General features: G+C 69.1%; 16 protein-coding genes and 1 tRNA gene. 2 read left to right on the forward strand and 15 right to left on the reverse strand.

What is annotated here, in order from left to right; genetic code table 11:
* The 12 genes from rpsL to ACY0MR_RS15450 form a co-directional block, all read right to left on the reverse strand.
* Positions 1–372, reverse strand: a complete 372-nt coding sequence (rpsL, locus tag ACY0MR_RS15395) for a 30S ribosomal protein S12 (protein WP_003948652.1) — start codon at positions 370–372, stop codon at positions 1–3.
* Positions 373–636: 264 nt separating this feature from the next.
* Positions 637–1464, reverse strand: a complete 828-nt coding sequence (locus ACY0MR_RS15400; protein ID WP_392861844.1) for an ATP-grasp domain-containing protein — start codon at positions 1462–1464, stop codon at positions 637–639.
* 146 nt (positions 1465–1610) lie between these two features.
* Positions 1611–5525 (reverse strand): DNA-directed RNA polymerase subunit beta', encoded by a 3915-nt coding sequence (locus ACY0MR_RS15405; RefSeq protein ID WP_361847380.1) that lies wholly within the window; start codon positions 5523–5525, stop codon positions 1611–1613.
* A gap of 109 nt (positions 5526–5634) precedes the next feature.
* Complete coding sequence (gene rpoB, locus ACY0MR_RS15410; RefSeq protein WP_148005756.1) at positions 5635–9117, reverse strand: DNA-directed RNA polymerase subunit beta; 3483 nt, start codon at positions 9115–9117, stop codon at positions 5635–5637.
* A 548-nt stretch (positions 9118–9665) separates the two neighbouring features.
* Entirely contained in the window at positions 9666–10052 is a 387-nt protein-coding gene (rplL, locus tag ACY0MR_RS15415) for a 50S ribosomal protein L7/L12 (RefSeq protein WP_361847383.1), read from the reverse strand.
* 109 nt (positions 10053–10161) lie between these two features.
* On the reverse strand, positions 10162–10692 hold the full coding sequence (gene rplJ / locus ACY0MR_RS15420; RefSeq protein WP_030318714.1) for a 50S ribosomal protein L10: 531 nt from the start codon (positions 10690–10692) through the stop codon (positions 10162–10164).
* Positions 10693–10942: 250 nt separating this feature from the next.
* Positions 10943–11773: an SCO4651 family lipoprotein gene (locus tag ACY0MR_RS15425; protein ID WP_473561203.1), complete on the reverse strand. Its 831-nt coding sequence runs from the start codon at positions 11771–11773 to the stop codon at positions 10943–10945.
* A 113-nt stretch (positions 11774–11886) separates the two neighbouring features.
* Positions 11887–12615 (reverse strand): 50S ribosomal protein L1, encoded by a 729-nt coding sequence (gene rplA / locus ACY0MR_RS15430; protein WP_361847389.1) that lies wholly within the window; start codon positions 12613–12615, stop codon positions 11887–11889.
* A gap of 104 nt (positions 12616–12719) precedes the next feature.
* Positions 12720–13154 carry a 50S ribosomal protein L11 gene (gene rplK / locus ACY0MR_RS15435; RefSeq protein WP_030318720.1) on the reverse strand — a complete coding sequence of 145 codons (435 nt, stop codon included), beginning with the start codon at positions 13152–13154 and terminating at the stop codon, positions 12720–12722.
* A gap of 158 nt (positions 13155–13312) precedes the next feature.
* Positions 13313–14191, reverse strand: a complete 879-nt coding sequence (gene nusG, locus ACY0MR_RS15440; RefSeq protein ID WP_473561206.1) for a transcription termination/antitermination protein NusG — start codon at positions 14189–14191, stop codon at positions 13313–13315.
* Positions 14192–14235: 44 nt separating this feature from the next.
* The gene (gene secE, locus ACY0MR_RS15445; RefSeq protein ID WP_030318724.1) at positions 14236–14523 is read right to left on the reverse strand and encodes a preprotein translocase subunit SecE; all 288 of its coding nucleotides are present in this window, start codon (positions 14521–14523) and stop codon (positions 14236–14238) included.
* 103 nt (positions 14524–14626) lie between these two features.
* Positions 14627–14699: transfer RNA gene (locus tag ACY0MR_RS15450), tRNA-Trp, on the reverse strand.
* Between the two features lie 207 nt (positions 14700–14906).
* Between ACY0MR_RS15450 and ACY0MR_RS15455 the strand changes: the two genes are divergently transcribed.
* A complete protein-coding gene (locus ACY0MR_RS15455) occupies positions 14907–16133 on the forward strand; it encodes a pyridoxal phosphate-dependent aminotransferase (protein WP_388792694.1) in 1227 nt (408 codons plus the stop codon).
* A gap of 118 nt (positions 16134–16251) precedes the next feature.
* Positions 16252–17283: an adenosine deaminase gene (locus ACY0MR_RS15460; RefSeq protein WP_388792692.1), complete on the forward strand. Its 1032-nt coding sequence runs from the start codon at positions 16252–16254 to the stop codon at positions 17281–17283.
* Here ACY0MR_RS15460 and ACY0MR_RS15465 read toward each other — a convergent pair.
* The 3 genes from ACY0MR_RS15465 to ACY0MR_RS15475 form a co-directional block, all read right to left on the reverse strand.
* Positions 17228–17941, reverse strand: coding sequence for a hypothetical protein (locus ACY0MR_RS15465; protein WP_404079439.1), 714 nt, complete (start codon positions 17939–17941; stop codon positions 17228–17230). The genes ACY0MR_RS15460 and ACY0MR_RS15465 overlap by 56 nt on opposite strands.
* A gap of 50 nt (positions 17942–17991) precedes the next feature.
* Complete coding sequence (locus tag ACY0MR_RS15470; protein ID WP_388792688.1) at positions 17992–19050, reverse strand: UDP-N-acetylmuramate dehydrogenase; 1059 nt, start codon at positions 19048–19050, stop codon at positions 17992–17994.
* Positions 19051–19144: 94 nt separating this feature from the next.
* Positions 19145–20584, reverse strand: coding sequence for an MFS transporter (locus ACY0MR_RS15475; protein ID WP_473561208.1), 1440 nt, complete (start codon positions 20582–20584; stop codon positions 19145–19147).
* Positions 20585–20655: the final 71 nt, after the last annotated feature.

Below are 20655 nucleotides of genomic sequence, written 5' to 3' on the forward strand. Positions count from 1 at the left end.
TTACTTCTCCTTCTTGGCGCCGTAGCGGCTGCGAGCCTGCTTACGGTTCTTGACGCCCTGCGTGTCGAGGGAACCGCGGATGATCTTGTAACGAACACCCGGCAGGTCCTTCACACGGCCACCGCGCACGAGCACGATCGAGTGCTCCTGCAGGTTGTGACCCTCACCCGGGATGTAGGCCGTGACCTCGATGCCGGAGGTCAGACGCACACGCGCGACCTTACGGAGGGCCGAGTTCGGCTTCTTCGGGGTGGTCGTGAACACACGCGTGCAGACGCCGCGGCGCTGAGGGGAACCCTCGAGTGCGGGCGTCTTGTTCTTCTCGACCTTGTCCTGCCGGCCCTTCCGGACCAGCTGCTGGATCGTAGGCACTACTTCTCCGGTTTCTGTGTGCCGTCGGTGAAACTAACCTGGAACATTCGCCGACCCACGCGGTCGGGTGTGTCGAATCTCGCGGACCTCTCCACCAGGGCGGAAAGGTGCGGATCACGGTGGCCGATATATGACTCGCCCTGCGGTTGAGGACACGCACGCGAGCCCAGGCACACCCCAGGCACAAGGCTTGAGCGTACCTATCGCATGGACTCCGGTCAAAACAAATGGCCACGCGTACCCTCCGTCACCGCGCGCTACGCCTCAGGCCGCGAGGAAGCGGTGCAGCGAGTCCCTGAAGGCGACCGTGAAGCGCTCGCGCGTCTCCGCGGGGACGCGGTCCAGCGAGAGGTACGGGTTGAGGTCCTCCAGCTCGACGAGGAGCAGCTCGCCGCCGGGGGCGCGGCAGGCGTCCACCCGCTGGATGCCGTGGTCGAGGGTGTTCCAGTCGACGAAGCCGCGGGCGAAGGCGAGGTCCTCCGCGGTGGGCTCGTACGGTTCCAGGACCCAGCGGCGGTCCGGGTCGGGGGCGTGCAGGGCGTACTGGAAGCGGTCGTCGACGAAGTAGAAGGAGACCTCGTACCGGAAGTCGATCCGCGGCTGGACGAGGAGGCCCTCGTAGGCCAGGCCGGCGAGCTCCTCACGGTCCAGGAAGCGCAGGCCTATGGAATCCGCCCCGGCCTTGGGCTTGACCGCGTACGCGGCCGACTCGGGCAGCCGGTGGAGGTCCTCGGGGCGGTCCACGGTGGGGATGACCGGGTGCCCGGCGGCGGTCAGGTCCAGCAGGTACTGCTTGCCCGCCATGTCCCCGCGCCCGTGGAGCGGGTTGTAGACCCGGGTCCCGGCGGCCAGGGCGCGCTCGCGGAAGGCCTCGTACTCCTTCTGGTAGCCGATGACCGGGCCGCTGTTGCGGACGACGACGGCGTCGAAGCCGTCCATGAGGGCCGCGGCGTCGAGCGGGTGGCAGAGCGCCAGGTCGAAGGCCTCGCGCAGTCGCGCGGCGAGGTGGACGTCCTCGTCGCCGTAGCGCCGTCCCCGGGCCGGATAGGCGAGGTCGGTGACGTACAGCAGGCGGGGGCGGGCGGCGGGCACGGGGCGGCTCCTCGGTCGGGGGCCGCCAACCTACCCGGCGCCCGCGCGGGAGCGCGCGGACGGACCGGCCGGCGGCCCGCCGCTCCCGGGGAACGCCGAAGGGCGGCCACCCCGTGGGGTGACCGCCCTGGCGTCAGGCGACTCGCTTACTGGTTGTACGGACCGTAGTCGTAGTCCTCCAGCGGAACGGCCTGGCCGGAGCCCGAACCGAACGGCGAGTAGTCGATGTCGTCGTAGCCGACGGCCGAGTACATCGCGGCCTTGGCCTCCTCGGTCGGCTCCACCCGGATGTTGCGGTAGCGGGACAGACCCGTACCGGCCGGGATGAGCTTACCGATGATGACGTTCTCCTTGAGGCCGATGAGGCTGTCGGACTTGGCGTTGATCGCCGCATCCGTCAGGACTCGGGTCGTCTCCTGGAAGGAGGCGGCCGACAGCCAGGACTCCGTCGCCAGCGAGGCCTTGGTGATACCCATCAGCTGCGGACGGCCGGAGGCGGGGTGACCGCCCTCGGTGACCACACGACGGTTCTCGGTCTCGAACTTCGAGCGCTCGACGAGCTCGCCCGGCAGCAGCTCCGCGTCGCCGGACTCGATGATCGTCACGCGGCGCAGCATCTGCCGGATGATGATCTCGATGTGCTTGTCGTGGATCGACACGCCCTGCGAGTTGTAGACCTTCTGGACCTCGGCGACCAGGTGGACCTGGACCGCGCGCTGACCGAGGATCCGCAGCACGTCGTGCGGGTTGGTGGCACCCACGGTGAGCTTCTGGCCCACCTCGACGTGGTCGCCCTCGCCCACGAGCAGACGGGCACGCTTCGAGATCGGGAACGCCGTCTCGTCGGTGCCGTCGTCCGGGGTGACGACGATCTTCTTGGTCTTCTCGGTCTCCTCGATACGGACGCGGCCGGCCGCCTCCGAGATCGGGGCGACACCCTTGGGCTGACGGGCCTCGAAGAGCTCGACGACACGGGGCAGACCCTGGGTGATGTCGTCACCGGCCACACCACCGGTGTGGAAGGTACGCATCGTCAGCTGGGTACCGGGCTCACCGATGGACTGGGCGGCGATGATGCCGACCGCCTCACCGATGTCGACCAGCTTGCCGGTGGCGAGCGAACGGCCGTAGCAGAACGCACAGGTACCGACGGCGGACTCGCAGGTCAGGACCGAGCGGGTCTTGACCTCCTCGACACCGGCGCCCACGAGGGCGTCGATGAGCACGTCACCCAGGTCGACGTTGGCCGGCGCGATGACCTTGCCGTCGACGACGACGTCCTCGGCGAGCATCCGCGCGTACACGGAGGTCTCGACGTCGTCCGTCTTGCGCAGGACGCCGTCGGCGCCGCGCTCGGCGATCCGCAGCTTCAGACCGCGCTCGGTGCCGCAGTCCTCCTCGCGGATGATGACGTCCTGCGAGACGTCCACCAGACGACGGGTCAGGTAACCCGAGTCGGCGGTACGCAGGGCGGTGTCCGCCAGACCCTTACGGGCACCGTGCGTGGAGATGAAGTACTCCAGAACGGTGAGGCCCTCACGGAAGGACGCCTTGATGGGACGCGGGATCGTCTCGTTCTTGGCGTTCGACACCAGACCACGCATACCCGCGATCTGACGCATCTGCATCATGTTTCCTCGGGCACCCGAGTCGACCATCATGAAGATGGGGTTCGTCTTCGGGAAGTTCGCGTTCATCGCCTCGGCGACCTCGTTGGTCGCCTTGGTCCAGATCGCGATGAGCTCCTGAGTGCGCTCTTCCTTCGTGATGAGACCGCGCTCGTACTGCTTCTGGACCTTCTCGTCCTGCTCCTCGTAGCCCTTGACGATGGCCTTCTTGGCCTCGGGCACGACGACGTCGGAGATGGCCACGGTGACGCCGGAGCGGGTCGCCCAGTAGAAGCCCGCCGCCTTCAGGTTGTCGAGCGTCGCCGCCACGATGACCTTGGGGTAGCGCTCGGCGAGGTCGTTGACGATCTCGGAGAGCTGCTTCTTGCCGACCGAGTAGTCGACGAACGGGTAGTCCTCGGGCAGCAGCTCGTTGAAGAGCGCGCGGCCCAGCGAGGTGCGCAGGCGGAACGAGTCCCCCTGCTGCCACTCGCCCGCGGCGACGTGGTCGTCCCCTTCCTCGGCGACCGGGGGAACCCAGCCGCGCGGAGCGACGGTGCCGACGGGGAAGCGGATGTCGATCTGCGACTGCAGCGCGAGCTCGCCGGCGTCGAACGCCATGATCGCCTCGGCCGTGGAGCCGAACGCGCGGCCCTCGCCCTTGGTGTCACGGAGCTCACCGTCGGTGGTCAGGAAGAACAGACCGAGGACCATGTCCTGGGTCGGCATCGTGACCGGACGGCCGTCGGCCGGCTTGAGGATGTTGTTCGAGGACAGCATCAGGATGCGGGCCTCGGCCTGCGCCTCCGCGGAGAGCGGCAGGTGCACGGCCATCTGGTCACCGTCGAAGTCCGCGTTGAACGCGGTGCAGACGAGCGGGTGGATCTGGATGGCCTTGCCCTCGACCAGCTGGGGCTCGAAGGCCTGGATGCCGAGGCGGTGCAGCGTGGGCGCACGGTTCAGCAGGACCGGGTGCTCGGCGATGACCTCTTCGAGGACGTCGTACACGACCGTGCGGCCGCGCTCGACCATCCGCTTGGCGCTCTTGATGTTCTGCGCGTGGTTCAGGTCGACCAGGCGCTTCATCACGAACGGCTTGAAGAGCTCCAGCGCCATGGCCTTCGGGAGACCGCACTGGTGCAGCTTCAGCTGCGGACCGACGACGATGACGGAACGCGCGGAGTAGTCCACACGCTTGCCGAGCAGGTTCTGACGGAAACGACCCTGCTTGCCCTTCAGCATGTCGCTGAGGGACTTCAGCGGACGGTTGCCGGGGCCCGTGACCGGGCGACCGCGGCGGCCGTTGTCGAAGAGGGCGTCGACCGCCTCCTGGAGCATCCGCTTCTCGTTGTTCACGATGATCTCGGGGGCACCGAGGTCGAGCAGACGCTTCAGACGGTTGTTGCGGTTGATCACGCGGCGGTACAGGTCGTTCAGGTCGGAGGTCGCGAAGCGGCCACCGTCCAGCTGCACCATCGGACGCAGGTCCGGCGGGATGACCGGCACGCAGTCGAGAACCATGCCCTTGGGGCTGTTCGCGGTCTGCAGGAACGCGGAGACGACCTTGAGGCGCTTGAGCGCACGGGTCTTCTTCTGGCCCTTGCCGGTGCGGATGATCTCGCGGAGGCGCTCGGCCTCCTCCTCCAGGTCGAAGGACTCCAGGCGCTTCTGCAGCGCCGCGGCACCCATCGAACCGTCGAAGTACGTGCCGAAGCGGTCACGCAGCTCGCGGTAGAGGAGCTCGTCGCCCTCCAGGTCCTGGACCTTGAGGTTCTTGAAGCGCGACCAGACCTCGTCCAGACGGTCGATCTCGCGCTGCGCGCGGTCGCGCAGCTGCTTCATCTCGCGCTCGGCACCCTCGCGCACCTTGCGGCGCACGTCGGCCTTGGCGCCCTCGGCCTCCAGCTCGCCGAGGTCGTTCTCGAGCTTCTTGGCGCGGGCCTCCAGGTCGGAGTCGCGACGGTTCTCGATCTGCTGGCGCTCGACGGAGACGTGCGCCTCCAGCGAGGGCAGGTCACGCGTACGACGCTCGTCGTCGACGTACGTGATCATGTACGCCGCGAAGTAGATGACCTTCTCCAGGTCCTTCGGGGCGAGGTCGAGCAGGTAGCCGAGGCGCGACGGAACGCCCTTGAAGTACCAGATGTGGGTGACGGGAGCGGCCAGCTCGATGTGGCCCATCCGCTCACGGCGCACCTTGGCGCGGGTGACCTCGACGCCACACCGCTCACAGATGATGCCCTTGAAGCGGACACGCTTGTACTTGCCGCAGTAGCACTCCCAGTCCCGGGTCGGACCGAAGATCTTCTCGCAGAAGAGTCCGTCCTTCTCGGGCTTGAGCGTGCGGTAGTTGATGGTCTCCGGCTTCTTGACCTCGCCGTGGCTCCACTGACGGATGTCGTCAGCGGTGGCCAGACCGATCCGGAGCTCGTCGAAGAAGTTGACGTCGAGCACTATGCGTCAATCCCTCTCAGGGTTGTAAGGCTTTGGGGTCTGATACGGGGGTCCTGGGGCCGGCCGGGGACTCGGCGGTGAAATCGCCGAGCCCCCGACCGGACTCCCGTCAGACCTCTTCGACGCTGCTCGGCTCGCGCCGGGACAGGTCGATGCCGAGCTCCTCCGCTGCGCGGAAGACGTCCTCGTCGGTGTCGCGCATCTCGATGGACATGCCGTCCGAGGACAGCACCTCCACGTTGAGGCACAGGGACTGCATCTCCTTGATGAGCACCTTGAAGGACTCGGGGATGCCGGGCTCAGGGATGTTCTCGCCCTTGACGATGGCCTCGTAGACCTTCACGCGGCCGGTCACGTCGTCGGACTTGATCGTCAGCAGCTCCTGGAGGGCGTACGCGGCGCCGTAAGCCTCCAGCGCCCACACCTCCATCTCACCGAAGCGCTGGCCACCGAACTGGGCCTTACCACCCAGCGGCTGCTGGGTGATCATCGAGTACGGGCCGGTCGAACGCGCGTGCAGCTTGTCGTCGACCAGGTGGTGCAGCTTGAGGATGTACATGTACCCGACGGAGATCGGGTCCGGGAACGGCTCGCCGGAGCGGCCGTCGAACAGCCTCGCCTTACCGGTCGGGAGCACCATGCGCTCGCCGTCGCGGTTCGGGATGGTGTGGTTGAGCAGACCCGCCAGCTCGTCCTCACGCGCACCGTCGAAGACCGGGGTCGCGACGTTGGTGCCGGGGGCGACCTGGTCGGCGCCGATCGCCTGGAGGCGCTGCGCCCACTCGTCCGCGAGGCCGGAGACGTCCCAGCCGCGGCTGGCGAGCCAGCCGAGGTGGATCTCCAGGACCTGTCCCGGGTTCATTCGGGACGGGACACCCAGCGGGTTGAGGATGATGTCGACCGGGGTGCCGTCCTCCAGGAACGGCATGTCCTCGATCGGCAGGATCTTCGAGATGACGCCCTTGTTGCCGTGACGGCCGGCGAGCTTGTCACCGTCGGTGATCTTGCGCTTCTGGGCGACGTAGACGCGGACCAGCTGGTTCACGCCCGGGGGAAGCTCGTCGCCCTCCTCGCGGTCGAAGACGCGGACGCCGATGATCTTGCCGATCTCGCCGTGCGGGACCTTCAGCGAGGTGTCACGGACCTCACGCGCCTTCTCACCGAAGATCGCGCGGAGCAGGCGCTCCTCCGGGGTCAGCTCGGTCTCGCCCTTGGGCGTGACCTTGCCGACGAGGATGTCGCCGGCGACGACCTCGGCACCGATACGGATGATGCCGCGCTCGTCGAGGTCGGCGAGGACCTCCTCGGAGACGTTCGGGATGTCCCGGGTGATCTCCTCCGGGCCGAGCTTGGTGTCACGGGCGTCGACCTCGTGCTCCTCGATGTGGATCGAGGAGAGGACGTCGTCCTGCACGAGGCGCTGCGACAGGATGATCGCGTCCTCGTAGTTGTGGCCCTCCCACGGCATGAACGCCACGAGCAGGTTCTTGCCGAGCGCCATCTCGCCGTCTTCGGTGGCGGGACCGTCGGCGAGGACCTGGCCCTCGATCACGCGGTCGCCCTCGTCGACGACGACCTTCTGGTTGACCGAGGTGCCCTGGTTCGAGCGCGAGAACTTGTGCAGGCGGTACGTGATGTACGTGCCGTCGTCGTTGGCGACGGTGACGTAGTCCGCGGAGAGCTCCTGGACGACACCGTCCTTCTCGGCCTTGAGCACGTCGCCGGCGTCGGTGGCGCAGCGGTACTCCATGCCGGTGCCGACGAGCGGGGCCTCCGACTTAATCAGCGGCACCGCCTGACGCATCATGTTCGCGCCCATGAGGGCACGGTTGGCGTCGTCGTGCTCGAGGAACGGGATCATGGCGGTCGCGACCGACACCATCTGGCGCGGCGAGACGTCCATGTAGTCCACGTCCGACGGCTCGACGTAGTCGACCTCGCCGCCACGCTTGCGGACCAGGACACGGGGCTCGGTGAACTGCAGGTCGTCGTTGAGCGCGGCGTTGGCCTGCGCGATGACGAAGCGGTCCTCCTCGTCGGCCGTGACGTAGTCGACCTCGTCGGTGACCTGGCCGTCGACGACCTTGCGGTACGGCGTCTCGATGAAGCCGAACGCGTTGACGCGGCCGTACGAGGCGAGCGAACCGATCAGACCGATGTTCGGGCCTTCGGGGGTCTCGATCGGGCACATGCGTCCGTAGTGGGACGGGTGCACGTCTCGGACCTCGAAGCCGGCCCGCTCACGGGACAGACCACCGGGACCCAGCGCCGAGAGACGACGCTTGTGCGTCAGACCCGACAGCGGGTTGTTCTGGTCCATGAACTGCGACAGCTGGCTGGTGCCGAAGAACTCCTTGATGGAGGCGACGACCGGCCGGATGTTGATCAGGGTCTGCGGCGTGATCGCCTCGACGTCCTGGGTGGTCATGCGCTCGCGCACGACGCGCTCCATACGAGCCAGACCCGTGCGGACCTGGTTCTGGATGAGCTCGCCGACGTTGCGCAGACGACGGTTGCCGAAGTGGTCGATGTCGTCGGTCTCGACGACGATCTCGTTGCCGTTCTCGCCGATCGTCTCGGTCTCGCCCGCGTGGAGCTTGACCAGGTACTTGATCGTGGCGATGACGTCGTCGGTGGTGAGCACGCCGGCGTCCAGCGGCTCGTCGGCGCCGAGCTTCTTGTTCACCTTGTAGCGGCCGACCTTGGCGAGGTCGTAGCGCTTCGGGTTGAAGTAGAGGTTCTCGAGCAGCGTCTGAGCGGCCTCACGGGTCGGCGGCTCGCCCGGACGCAGCTTGCGGTAGATGTCGAGCAGCGCGTCGTCCTGGCCCTGGGTGTGGTCCTTCTCCAGGGTGGCGCGCATGGACTCGTACTCGCCGAACTCCTGCAGGATCTGCTCGGTGGTCCAGCCGAGAGCCTTGAGCAGGACGGTGACGGACTGCTTGCGCTTGCGGTCGATGCGGACACCGACCAGGTCGCGCTTGTCGATCTCCATCTCCAGCCAGGCACCCCGGGACGGGATGATCTTGGCGGAGAAGATGTCCTTGTCGGACGTCTTGTCGATGGAGGAGTCGAAGTAGACACCCGGCGAACGGACCAGCTGCGACACCACGACACGCTCGGTGCCGTTGATGACGAAGGTGCCCTTGTTCGTCATGAGCGGGAAGTCGCCCATGAAGACCGTCTGGGACTTGATCTCGCCGGTCTCGTTGTTGGTGAACTCGGCGGTGACGAAGAGCGGGGCGCCGTACGTGAAGTCACGGTCCTTGCACTCGTCGATCGAGTTCTTCGGCGGCTCGAAGCGGTGGTCGCGGAAGGTCAGCGACATCGACCCGGAGAAGTCCTCGATCGGAGAGATCTCCTCGAAGATCTCCTCCAGACCGGACTTCCTGGGGACGTCCTGTCCCGACTCAAGGGCAGCCTCGACGCGAGCCTTCCAGGCGGCGTTGCCGAGCAGCCAGTCAAAGCTCTCGGTCTGCAGCGCGAGGAGGTTCGGAACCTCGAGGGGCTCCTTGATCTTTGCAAAGGAGATGCGCAGCGGGGCGGTGCTTGCGCCGTTGTTCGTATTGGTCGAGGCGTTGCGCGAGGCGGCCAAGAGGGGGTCCTTCCGAGGGCTCGGACTCACTACGCGCGTACCGGTCCCCAGCAGAGCTTCATGGCAGACGTTTCCTGAGATGACCGAAAGGCCAGGTCAGACGGGGTCGGCCGATGCAGCGGATGCGAAGGTATGCCCCTGGTGACGGGCAGGGGGCAGCTAACAGGCAGCGCAAAGGGTCAGTGTAGCCACTTGGCTCACTGATGTCCAGGGCGAATAATTCGCGACCCTCGTTGCTCTCAACTCCGCGGTACCTCGCGCCGTGCGGCGCACCTCGATACTGCCCGTTCAGTCGTCGATCCATGCCTCGGATACGGATCGTTGTGACGACGCGTCCTGAGAATTGCGCGCTGCGTGCGGTTCGTCAAGGCCCCCCCGGTCTGCGGGGCGCACGGCGAAGATCACCATACTCCGCTCCCGGCGGCCGTCGAGCCCCCGCCACGCCCTTCCCGGGGAACGCCGAAAGGCGACCACCCACAAGGGTGATCGCCTTTCGCTGCTCCCGCGTTACACGGGGGCAGGAGTCAGCTCAGCGAGCCGAAACGGTCTTACTTGACCGTGACGGAGGCGCCGGCGGCCTTGAGGGACTCGGCAGCCTTCTCGGCGGCCTCCTTCGCGACCTTCTCGAGGACCGGCTTCGGGGTGCCGTCGACGAGGTCCTTGGCCTCCTTGAGGCCCAGGGAGGTGAGCTCACGCACGACCTTGATGACCTGGATCTTCTTGTCGCCGGCACCCTCGAGGATGACGTCGAACTCGTCCTGCTCCTCGGCGGCGGCGGCGGCGTCGCCACCACCCTGACCCGGGGCGGCAACGGCGACGGCCGCGGCGGCGGTGACGTCGAACTTCTCCTCGAAGGCCTTCACGAACTCGGAGAGCTCGATGAGGGTCATCTCCTCGAACTGGGCGAGGAGGTCGTCCTGAGAGAGCTTCGCCATGATGGGCGATCCTTCCACTAATTCGGCAGGTGCCGGATGTATAGAGAGGCGGGCGTTACGGCCCGCTACGACCTGCGCCTAGGCGGCGCAGATCATGACGCGAGCCGAATTACTCGGCACCGCCCTGCTCGGCGAGCTTGACGCGAAGCGCCTCCGCGGTGCGGACGAACTTCGACGGCAGCGCCTGGAGGAGCGAGGCAGTCTGCGACTGCTTGCCCTTGAACGCGCCGGCCAGCTTGCTGAGCAGAACCTCGCGGGACTCGAGGTCCGCGAGCTTCTTGAACTCGTCGGCGGACAGCGCCTTGCCGTCAAGGACACCGCCCTTGATGACGAGGTTCGGGTTCTCCTTGGCGAAGTCACGCAGAGCCTTCGCCGACTCCACCGGGTCACCGGTGACGAAGGCGGCCGCGGTCGAACCAGCAAGCTGGTCGTCCAGCGCGGAGATGCCGGCCTGGTTGGCCGCAATCTTGGTCAGCGTGTTCTTCACCACGGCGTACTGGGCGTTCTCACCGAGCGAACGACGCAGCGTCTTGAGCTGCGCCACGGTGAGCCCCGTGTACGAGGTCAGCACGACGGCGTTCGAGCTGCGGAACTTGTCCTCAAGCTCGGCTACCGCGGCAGCCTTGTCGGGCCTTGCCATAGAGCGTCGGCCTCCTTCCGGGTGATGAGGACCGCTCAGAAGGCGCTGCCACAACGAAAACGCCCCGGGCGCAGGCGCTCGGGGCTCAGCTCAACCGCATCACGAGAATCCGGGAACTCTTCCACAATCACCTGCGCGGGTCGTTCGCGTCGCAGCGAATCCTTCGGCCACCGCACCTTGACGGCACAGTGACGACCAGCGGTCTTTGGCTTCCTCGGAAGAGTACGTGACCGACACGCCCGGGGGCAAATCAGCCCCGACCGCCCCCGGCCAGGACCTTCTTCAGCAGCTCGACGAAGTCGACGGTGTCCCCCGCGGGCGGGGCGCGGAAGCCGGCCTCCGCGCCGTAGTCGGCGTAGGTCGTGGTGAGCGAGGTGACCGACTCCCCGCTCTCCGTGCGGACGACGCTCCTCACCGGGAACCCGTCCGGACCGATCCAGACCTCCATGGTCCGGCCGTCGGGGAGCTCCCCCCGGTACCTCTCCGCCCGGACGTCGGCGCCCTTCGCGGGTCCGAGGTGCTCGACCGCCGAGGACCCGGCGAGCAGCCCGAGCTCCTTGGGCAGGTCCATGTTCACGGCGGCGAGGCCGCCGGTCAGCTGGAGCATCAGCTCGTCGCCCGCGGCGGCCCCCTCGGGCTGCGCCTTCAGCCAGCGCTTGCCGCCCGTCTGCGCGGTCAGGTCGGCGCCCAGGTCCACGTAGGTGGTCCCGCCGGTCGTCACCACGCGCGTCTCGGCGGGCGCGCCGGGGATGGCGGCCAGGTACGAGGAGTCGGAGACCTTCAGCTCGGCGGCCTGCGGGCCCCAGGCCTGCACCCCGGTGAAGGTGCTGCTGCCGGGCGCCGTGCCGCCCGCGACGCTGAGCCGCATCTCGACCTTGGCGCTCTTGGCCCCCGAGGCCTTGGCGTGGGCGGCCCGGAGGGCCTCCGCGGCCTGCTCCGAGCCCTGCGTGCCCGGCTTCGCCGTCGCGGAGGCTCCGGAGGACTCCGGCCCCGTGTCACCGTCCTGGCATCCCGCGGCGCCCGCCAGGAGGGCGGCGGCCGCCAGGGCCACCCCGGCGCGCTTCCACACGGACCTGCTCATCTCGTTCCCCACCCTTGATCGACGATCTCCGTCCTCCGGACGGTAACAAGAAGCCGGCCCCGCACCTCGGAGGAGGTGCGGGGCCGGCTGACCACTCAGTGAGCCTGATGGGCTCAGACCGCGGCCGGGTCCTCCTCGACGAGGAGGTTGCGGGTGCGGTTGGAGTCCAGCGGGACGCCGGGGCCCATCGTCGTCGTGACGGTCGCCTTCTTGATGTAGCGACCCTTGGCGGCGGACGGCTTCAGACGGAGGATCTCCTCGAGCGCCGCGGCGTAGTTCTCGACCAGCTTCGTGTCATCGAAGGAGACCTTGCCGATGATGAAGTGCAGGTTCGAGTGCTTGTCGACGCGGAACTCGATCTTGCCGCCCTTGATGTCGTTGACAGCCTTGGCGACATCGGGGGTGACGGTGCCGACCTTGGGGTTCGGCATGAGACCACGCGGGCCGAGGACGCGGCCGAGGCGGCCGACCTTGCCCATGAGGTCCGGGGTGGCGACGACGGCGTCGAACTCGTTCAGGCGGTTGCCCTTGGAGATCTCGTCGATGAGCTCGTCGGAGCCGACGATGTCGGCGCCCGCGGCGATCGCGGCCTCGGCACGGTCACCGGTCGCGAAGACCAGGACCCGGGCGGTCTTGCCGGTGCCGTGCGGAAGGTTCACGGTGCCACGGACCATCTGGTCGGCCTTGCGCGGGTCGACACCCAGGCGGAAGGCGACCTCGACGGTGCCGTCGAACTTCGTGCTGGAGGTCTCCTTGGCGAGACGGACGGCCTCGAGCGGAGCGTAGAGCTTCTCGCTGTCGATCTTGGCGTCCGCTGCGCGGAGGGCCTTGCTGCGCTTCACTGCTTCTCCTGTGCAGTTACACCATGCGGCTGTCGCCGCGTGGCAGGTATGGAGTCGTGGTGCGGACCGGCGCTGGTCCTACCACTAGGTCACGAGGGGGCTGATCAGCCCTCGACCGTGATGCCCATGGAACGGGCGGTGCCAGCGATGATCTTGGACGCGGCGTCCAGGTCGTTGGCGTTCAGGTCGGGGAGCTTGACCGTGGCGATCTCGCGGACCTGGGCGGCCGTGAGCTTGGCGACCTTGGTCTTGTGCGGCTCGCCGGAGCCCTTGTCCACACCCGCTGCCTTGAGGATCAGCTTGGCGGCCGGCGGAGTCTTGGTGATGAAGGTGAAGGAGCGGTCTTCGTAGACCGTGATCTCCACCGGCACGACCATGCCACGCTGCGACTCGGTCGCGGCGTTGTAGGCCTTGCAGAACTCCATGATGTTGACGCCGTGCTGGCCCAGCGCGGGACCGACCGGCGGGGCCGGGTTGGCCGCACCAGCGTTGATCTGGAGCTTGATAAGCCCCGTGACCTTCTTCTTCTTGGGAGGCATTGCTCTCTCCGGGTCCTAGTGAGAGTGTTCAGCCCGCCATCCGGTCATCCGGATGGAGGCATACCGCACAACGATAACGGGTATACACGCGCGGCCAAAAACCGAGCAGGTCAGAGCGGCTGCGAGAGCCACTCTGACCTGGTCGGAAACTTGTGAGATCAGTTCTTCTGGATCTGGTCGAAGCTGAGCTCGACCGGGGTCTCGCGACCGAAGATCTCGACGAGGCCCTTGACCTTCTTCGAGTCGGGGTTGATCTCGTTGATGGTCGCCTGGAGGGTGGCGAAGGGGCCGTCGGTGACGGTGACCGAGTCGCCGACCTCGAAGTCCAGCACCTGGACCTCCAGCTTGCGGGCCGGAGCCGGCTTGCCCTCGGCCTCGGCGGCCTCGCGGGCGGCCTTCTCCTCGGCCTCCGGGGCGAGCATCTTGACGATCTCGTCCAGGGTCAGCGGGTACGGGTCGTAGGCGTTGCCCACGAAGCCGGTGACGCCGGGGGTGTTGCGGACGACGCCCCAGGACTCGTTCGTCAGGTCCATGCGGACGAGAACGTAGCCGGGCAGCTTGTTCTGCTTGACGTTCTTCCGCTCGCCGCCCTTGATCTGGACGATCTCTTCCTCGGGGACCTCGGCCTGGTAGATGAAGTCCTCGACGTTGAGCGAGACGGCACGCTGCTCGAGGTTGGCCTTCACGCGCTTCTCGTAGCCCGCGTAGGTGTGGATGACGTACCACTCGCCGGGCAGGGTGCGCAGCTCCTCGCGGAGCGCGGCGACCGGGTCGACCGGGGCGGCCGGCTCGGCCTCCTCGTCGGCGTCCGCGGCGTCGTCCTCGACCTCGACGGCGACGGACTCGTCGTCCTCCGCGCCCTCGGCGTCCTCGTCGGTCTCCGCCTCGTCCTCGGCGTCCTCGACCTCGAGAGCGGCTTCCTCGGCGGCGGCGTCGTCAGCAGCGTCGGCCTGGTCCTCGTCGGCGGCCTCGACGATGTCCCGCTCGTCCTCGGCGGACTCGGACTCGAAGGCGTCGTTCAGGTTCGCGTCAGACACGGTGGCTGCTTCTTCCTGCGATACAGATGGGGTGGAACAAAAAGTCAGCCGAAGACGTACTTGACTGCTTCCTGGAAGCCATAGTCAATCACGGTGACAAGGCCGATCATGATGACGACGAAGACAATCACCACGGTGGTGTACGTCGAGAGCTGGCTGCGCGTGGGCCAGACGACCTTGCGGAGCTCGGCGACGATCTGGCGGTAGAAGAGCGCGAGACGACCCAGAGGGCCCTTCTTTCCGCGCTTGCCGCCCTTGCGGGACTTCTTCTTCGACTCGGAGGCCTCGTCATCGGCATCAGGCATGTCGATGGAGCCTACGGCGTCCGTCACGATCTCTCACCTGATTCCGGGTCGGCCGTGCCGCGCCCGGGTGGAGCCGCACGGCGGTGCAATGAAGTACGTACATGCGCACAACACCTGGCGGTGTGTGTAGCAGGGCCGGAGGGACTTGAACCCCCAACCGCCGGTTTTGGAGACCGGTGCTCTACCAATTGAGCTACGACCCTTTGTTGGTGTCCCTCAACGTACCGCATCGTGAGATGTGGTCGGTGCGGGCCAACGAGGAGTGAGCATACGTGGTCGGGGGCCCTCGCGTCGAACAGGAACCACGACGGGCCTGCTCCCGGACGCGCGTACGACCGGGAATGACCGTTCCTGTCCGGTCCGTGAAACCTGTGTGCCGGGCCTTGATGAGGTCTGGGACGATGGGCCGTATGAGCGCTGCTACCCCTCCCACCGAGCGTCGGGTCTCCGCCCGGATCGGTGCGATCTCCGAGTCCGCCACCCTCGCCGTCGACGCCAAGGCCAAGGCCCTCAAGGCCGCCGGGCGCCCGGTGATCGGTTTCGGCGCGGGTGAGCCCGACTTCCCCACTCCGGACTACATCGTCGATGCGGCCGTCGAGGCCTGCAAGAACCCGAAGTACCACCGCTACACGCCGGCCGGCGGCCTGCCCGAGCTGAAGGCCGCGATCGCCGCGAAGACGCTGCGCGACTCCGGCTACGAGGTCGACGCCTCCCAGGTCCTGGTGACCAACGGCGGCAAGCAGGCCATCTACGAGGCGTTCGCCGCGATCCTCGACCCGGGCGACGAGGTCATCGTCCCGGCCCCCTACTGGACCACCTACCCCGAGTCGATCCGCCTCGCGGGCGGCGTCCCGGTGGAGGTCGTCGCCGACGAGACCACCGGCTACCGGGTCTCGGTCGAGCAGCTGGAGGCCGCCCGCACGGAGCGGACCAAGGTCGTCCTCTTCGTGTCGCCGTCCAACCCGACCGGCGCGGTGTACTCCGAGGCCGACGCCGAGGCGATCGGCCGCTGGGCCGTCGAGCACGGCCTCTGGGTGCTGACGGACGAGATCTACGAGCACCTGGTCTACGGCGACGCGAAGTTCACCTCGCTGCCGGCGATCGTCCCCGAGCTCCGCGACAAGTGCATCGTGGTCAACGGCGTGGCGAAGACGTACGCGATGACCGGCTGGCGCGTCGGGTGGATCGTGGGCCCGAAGGACGTCGTGAAGGCCGCGACGAACCTGCAGTCGCACGCCACCTCCAACGTGAGCAACGTGGCGCAGATCGCCGCACTCGCCGCCGTCTCGGGGAACCTGGACGCCGTCGCGGAGATGCGGACGGCGTTCGACCGCCGCCGCCAGACGATCGTGCGGATGCTCAACGAGATCGAGGGCGTGTACTGCCCCACCCCCGAGGGCGCCTTCTACGCGTACCCCTCGGTGAAGGGGCTGCTCGGCAAGGAGATCCGCGGCAAGCGCCCGCAGACCTCCGTCGAGCTGGCCGCCCTGATCCTGGACGAGGCCGAGGTCGCGGTCGTCCCGGGCGAGGCCTTCGGCACGCCGGGCTACCTGCGCCTGTCGTACGCGCTGGGCGACGAGGACCTGGCGGAGGGCGTGTCCCGCCTGCAGAAGCTCCTCGCCGAGGCGACGGACTGACCGCACTCCTCGCGGGCCCCCGGTTCCTCGGAGCCGGGGGCCCGTTTCTGCGTTCGGGCAAGAACCCGATCGGGGAAACGGGGTGTCTTCCTCCGTTCGGGTGCGGCAGGATCAGCCAATGGAGCACGTCTACCGCGACCTCACCCTGCTGCCCAAGGCCCATCTGCATCTGCACTTCACCGGATCGATGCGGCCCACCACCCTCATCGAGCTGGCCGACAAGTACGGCGTGCACCTCCCCGAGGCGCTGAGCAGCGGTACGCCGCCGAAGCTGCGGGCGACCGACGAGCGCGGCTGGTTCCGCTTCCAGCGGCTGTACGACATCGCCCGCTCCTGCCTGCGCGCCCCCGAGGACATCCAGCGGCTCGTCCGCGAGGCGGCCCAGGAGGACGTCCGGGACGGCTCGGGCTGGCTGGAGATCCAGGTCGACCCCACCTCGTACGCCCCGCACCTCGGCGGTCTCATCCCCGCGCTGGAGATCATCCTCGACGCGGTCGACTCGGCCTCGCGGGAGACCGGGCTGGGGATGCGGGTGCTGGTCGCGGCGAACCGGATGAAGCACCCGCTGGAGGCGCGGACGCTCGCCCGGCTCGCGGTGCGGTTCGCGGACCGGGGCGTGGTCGGTTTCGGGCTCTCCAACGACGAGCGGCGCGGCCTGGCGCGCGACTTCGACCGGGCCTTCGCCATCGCGCGCGAGGGCGGCCTGCTCGCGGCGCCGCACGGCGGCGAACTCACGGGGCCCTCGTCGGTACGGGACTGCCTGGACGACCTGCGGGCGTCCCGGGTCGGCCACGGGGTCCGGTCCGCCGAGGATCCGCGGCTGCTGCGCAGGCTCGCGGAGCGGGGCGTGACCTGCGAGGTCTGCCCGGCTTCCAACGTGGCCCTCGGGGTGTACGAGAAGCACGAGGACGTCCCGCTGCGGACGCTCTTCGACGCGGGGGTGCCGATGGCCCTCGGCGCGGACGATCCCCTGCTCTTCGGGTCCCGGCTGGCGGCGCAGTACGAGATCGCCCGCAGGCACCACGCCTTCACGGACGGGGAACTGGCGGAGCTGGCCCGGCAGTCGGTCCGGGGCTCGGCGGCGCCGGAGGACGTCAGGGGGAAGCTGCTGTCCGGGATCGACGACTGGCTGGCCGCCCCGGCGGGGTGAAGCGGTGCAGCGGGGGCCGCGCCTGGAAGCCGATGTCCAGCTCGGTGCGGTCCGGCCCGGACGCGGGCCGATCCAGGAGCGGGGTCAGCGAGGCGAGCAGCACGTCGTGGCCCTGCGGGGCCCGCTCGTGCAGCGGCCCGTGTCCGGCCGCGACGGCGAGCTCCCCGGCGGCGGCGCAGAGCACGTCCCGGTCGCCGAGGAGGAAGAGCGTGCGGGCGTGCACGGCGGTCCGCAGCCGTCCGGCGACCCGCTCGGGGGCCGCCTCCCAGGCGGCGGCCCGGTCGGCGGTGCGCCGCTCGTCCGTACGGAGGGTCAGCGGCCGCCCGTCCCGGAGCCGGGCGCGCAGCGCGGGCCAGGCGGAGGGGCGCAGGCCGGCGGTGTCCCGGTGGGCGAGGACGAGGTCGACGGGGGTGCCCGGCGCGTAGTCGCGCGGCAGGCTGTCGCGCAGCGGGACGTGGACGAGGGTGTGCCGGGAGAACGCGGCGAAGGAGAAGAGGCCGGCGAGCCGGGCGAGGCCGTCGTGGTCGCCGACCAGGTAGCCCCAGCGGTCGTGGAGGGGCGAGTTGACGGTGGTGTGCCGCAGCGGCGGCCACGGCTGGACGATCCGGTGCTCGTGCCGCCCCGCGCGGATCCGGTGCTCCCGGGCCGTGAGTCGCATCCCGTCAGCCTGCGGGCCCGCGCGGGTCCGGCACAAACGCTTTAGCCGGCCTAGAGGCTGACGCCCACCGTCACGGGCTCGTTGACCAGGGTGATCCCGAAGGCCTCGTGGACGCCGGCGACGACCTCCCGGGCCAGCGCGAGGAGGTCCTCGGTGGTCGCCTCGCCGCGGTTGGTCAGCGCGAGCGTGTGCTTGGTCGAGATGCGCGCGGGCCCGGAGCCGTATCCCTTGGTGAACCCGGCCCGGTCGATCAGCCAGGCGGCGGAGGTCTTCACGGCACCGTCCTCGCCGGCGGGGAAGGCCGGCGGGGTGACGTCCGCGCCGAGGCGTCCGGCGACGCGGGTGAGGAAGGTCTCGTACTCCCCCGCCGTGAGGATCGGGTTGGTGAAGAAGGAGCCCGCGGACCAGGTGTCGTGGTCCGCCGGGTCGAGGACCATGCCCTTGCCGGCGCGCAGGCTCAGGACGGTCTCGCGGGCCCGGGCGAGCGGCACCCGGTCGCCCGCCTCGACGCCGAGGGCGCGGGCGGTCTCGGCGTACTTGACCGGCGCGGACAGCCCGTCCGCGTCCTCCAGCTCGAAGCGGACCCGGAGCACCACGTACCGCTCGGGGTGCTCCTTGAAGAGGCTGTGGCGGTACGAGAAGGCGCACTCGGCGTTGGTGAGGGTGACGGTCTCCTCGGTGCGCCGGTCGTAGGCGACGACCTCCGTCACGGTGGCGGAGACGTCCTGCCCGTAGGCTCCGACGTTCTGGATCGGGGTGGCGCCGGCCGAGCCGGGGATGCCGGCCAGGCACTCGATCCCGGCGAGTCCGGCCTCGACGGTGCGGGCGACGGCGTCGGTCCAGACCTCGCCGGCGGCGAGTTCCAGCCGCGTGCCGTCGAGGGCGAAGCCGCGGGTGGCGATGCGCAGGGCGGTGCCGTCGAAGCCCTTGTCGCCGATGACGAGGTTGGAGCCGCCGCCGATGATCAGCAGCGGCGTTCCCGTGGCGTCGGCCTCACGGACCGCCGCGACCACCTCGTCGTCCGTGGTGGCGGTGACGAGCCGGGCCGCGGGGCCGCCGAGGCGGAAGGTGGTCAGGGGCGCGAGGGGGGCGTCGAGAAGAGGCTGCACGGGCTCAAGGGTACGGGGCCGTCCCGGCCGGGAGACGCTTCGTCGCCCGGCCGGGACGGCGCGGGACCCGCTCACGCGGGGCGCGAGGACCCGCTCACACGCCGACCAGGTCCTTCTCGCCGGCCTCCGCCTCCGTCTCGGCCTTCCGGCGGGCCTCCTGGCGGCGGGAGGGCGCGAAGAGCACGGCCACCGCGCCGAGGGCGACGGCCCCGGCGCCGACCCACAGCGCGGGCACCAGCCCGTCGACGAAGCTCTGGCCGGACTCGTAGCCGCCCTGGGCGGCGAAGATCGAGGCCATCACGGCGACGCCGAGCGCGCCGCCGACCTCGCGCAGCGCGTTGTTGGCGCCGGAGGCGATGCCCTGTTCGGAGGGGCGGACGCTGGACATCACGAGGTTGGCCGCCGGTGCGAAGTACAGCGCCATGCCGACTCCGCTGACGACGAGGGCGGGGAGCTGGGCGGCGTAGGAGACGTCGGGGGTCAGGACGAGGGCGAACCAGGCGAGGCCGATCGCCTGGAGGGCGAGGCCGGCGGCGACGACGGGGCGGCCGCCGATCCGGTCGGACAGGGCGCCGGCGAGCGGTGCGACGAGCATCGGCATGCCGGTCCAGGGGAGCATCCGCAGCCCGGACTCGGTGGGCGAGTAGCCGAGGACGCCCTGCATGAACTGGCTGAGCAGGAAGATCGAGCCGAACATGCCGAGGAACATCAGCAGGCTGGCCGCGTTGATGCCGGAGAAGGCCCGGTTGCGGAAGAGCCGCATGGGCAGCATGGGCGCCCTGGCGCGTATGCCGTGGTGGACGAATCCGCCGAGGAGGGCGGCTCCGGCGATCAGCCCGGTGAGGACGGTCGCGGAGGTCCAGCCGTCGATGGGCCCGCGGATGAGCGCGTACACGATGCCGAACAGGCCGCCGCTGGCGAGGAGCGTGCCCGTGATGTCGAGGCGGGCGCCGGTGCCGTGCGACTCGGCCAGGCGCAGCCGGGCGAGCGGCAGCAGGGCGAGGCCGAGCGGGACGTTCAGCCAGAAGATCCACTGCCAGGAGAGGTGTTCGGTGAGGGTGCCGCCGATGAGGGGTCCGGAGGCGACGGCGAGCCCCTGGACGGCGCCCCAGATGCCGAAGGCGGCGCCTCGGCGGGCGGCCGGGACGGCGGCGGTGAGGAGGGTGAGCGTCAGCGGCATCATGATCGCGGCGCCGACGCCCTGGGCGGCGCGGGCGGCGATCAGGGCGTCGATGCCGGGGGCGAGGGCGGCCGCGGCGGAGGCGGCGGTGAAGACGGCGAGTCCGACGAGGAAGAGCCGGCGGCGGCCGAAGCGGTCGCCGAGGGCGGCGCCGAACATGAGCAGGACGGCGAAGGTGAGGGTGTAGGCGCTCACCGTCCATTCGAGGTCGTGGAGTGCTCCGCCGAGGTCCTCGCGGATCGAGGGGAGGGCGGTGGTGACGACGAGGTTGTCGAGGGCCGCCATGAAGCCGGCGGCGCTGGTGATGACGAGGGCCCAGGCGGCGGAACCGCGGCGGGCTGCTGGCTGGTGCATGTCGGCCCCTCAGATCTCAGGTTAGTTATCGCTGACTAACTTTCATGCCCACGGGGAGGCGGGGGCGGACC

Source organism: Streptomyces sp. JN8 (assembly GCF_055808075.1).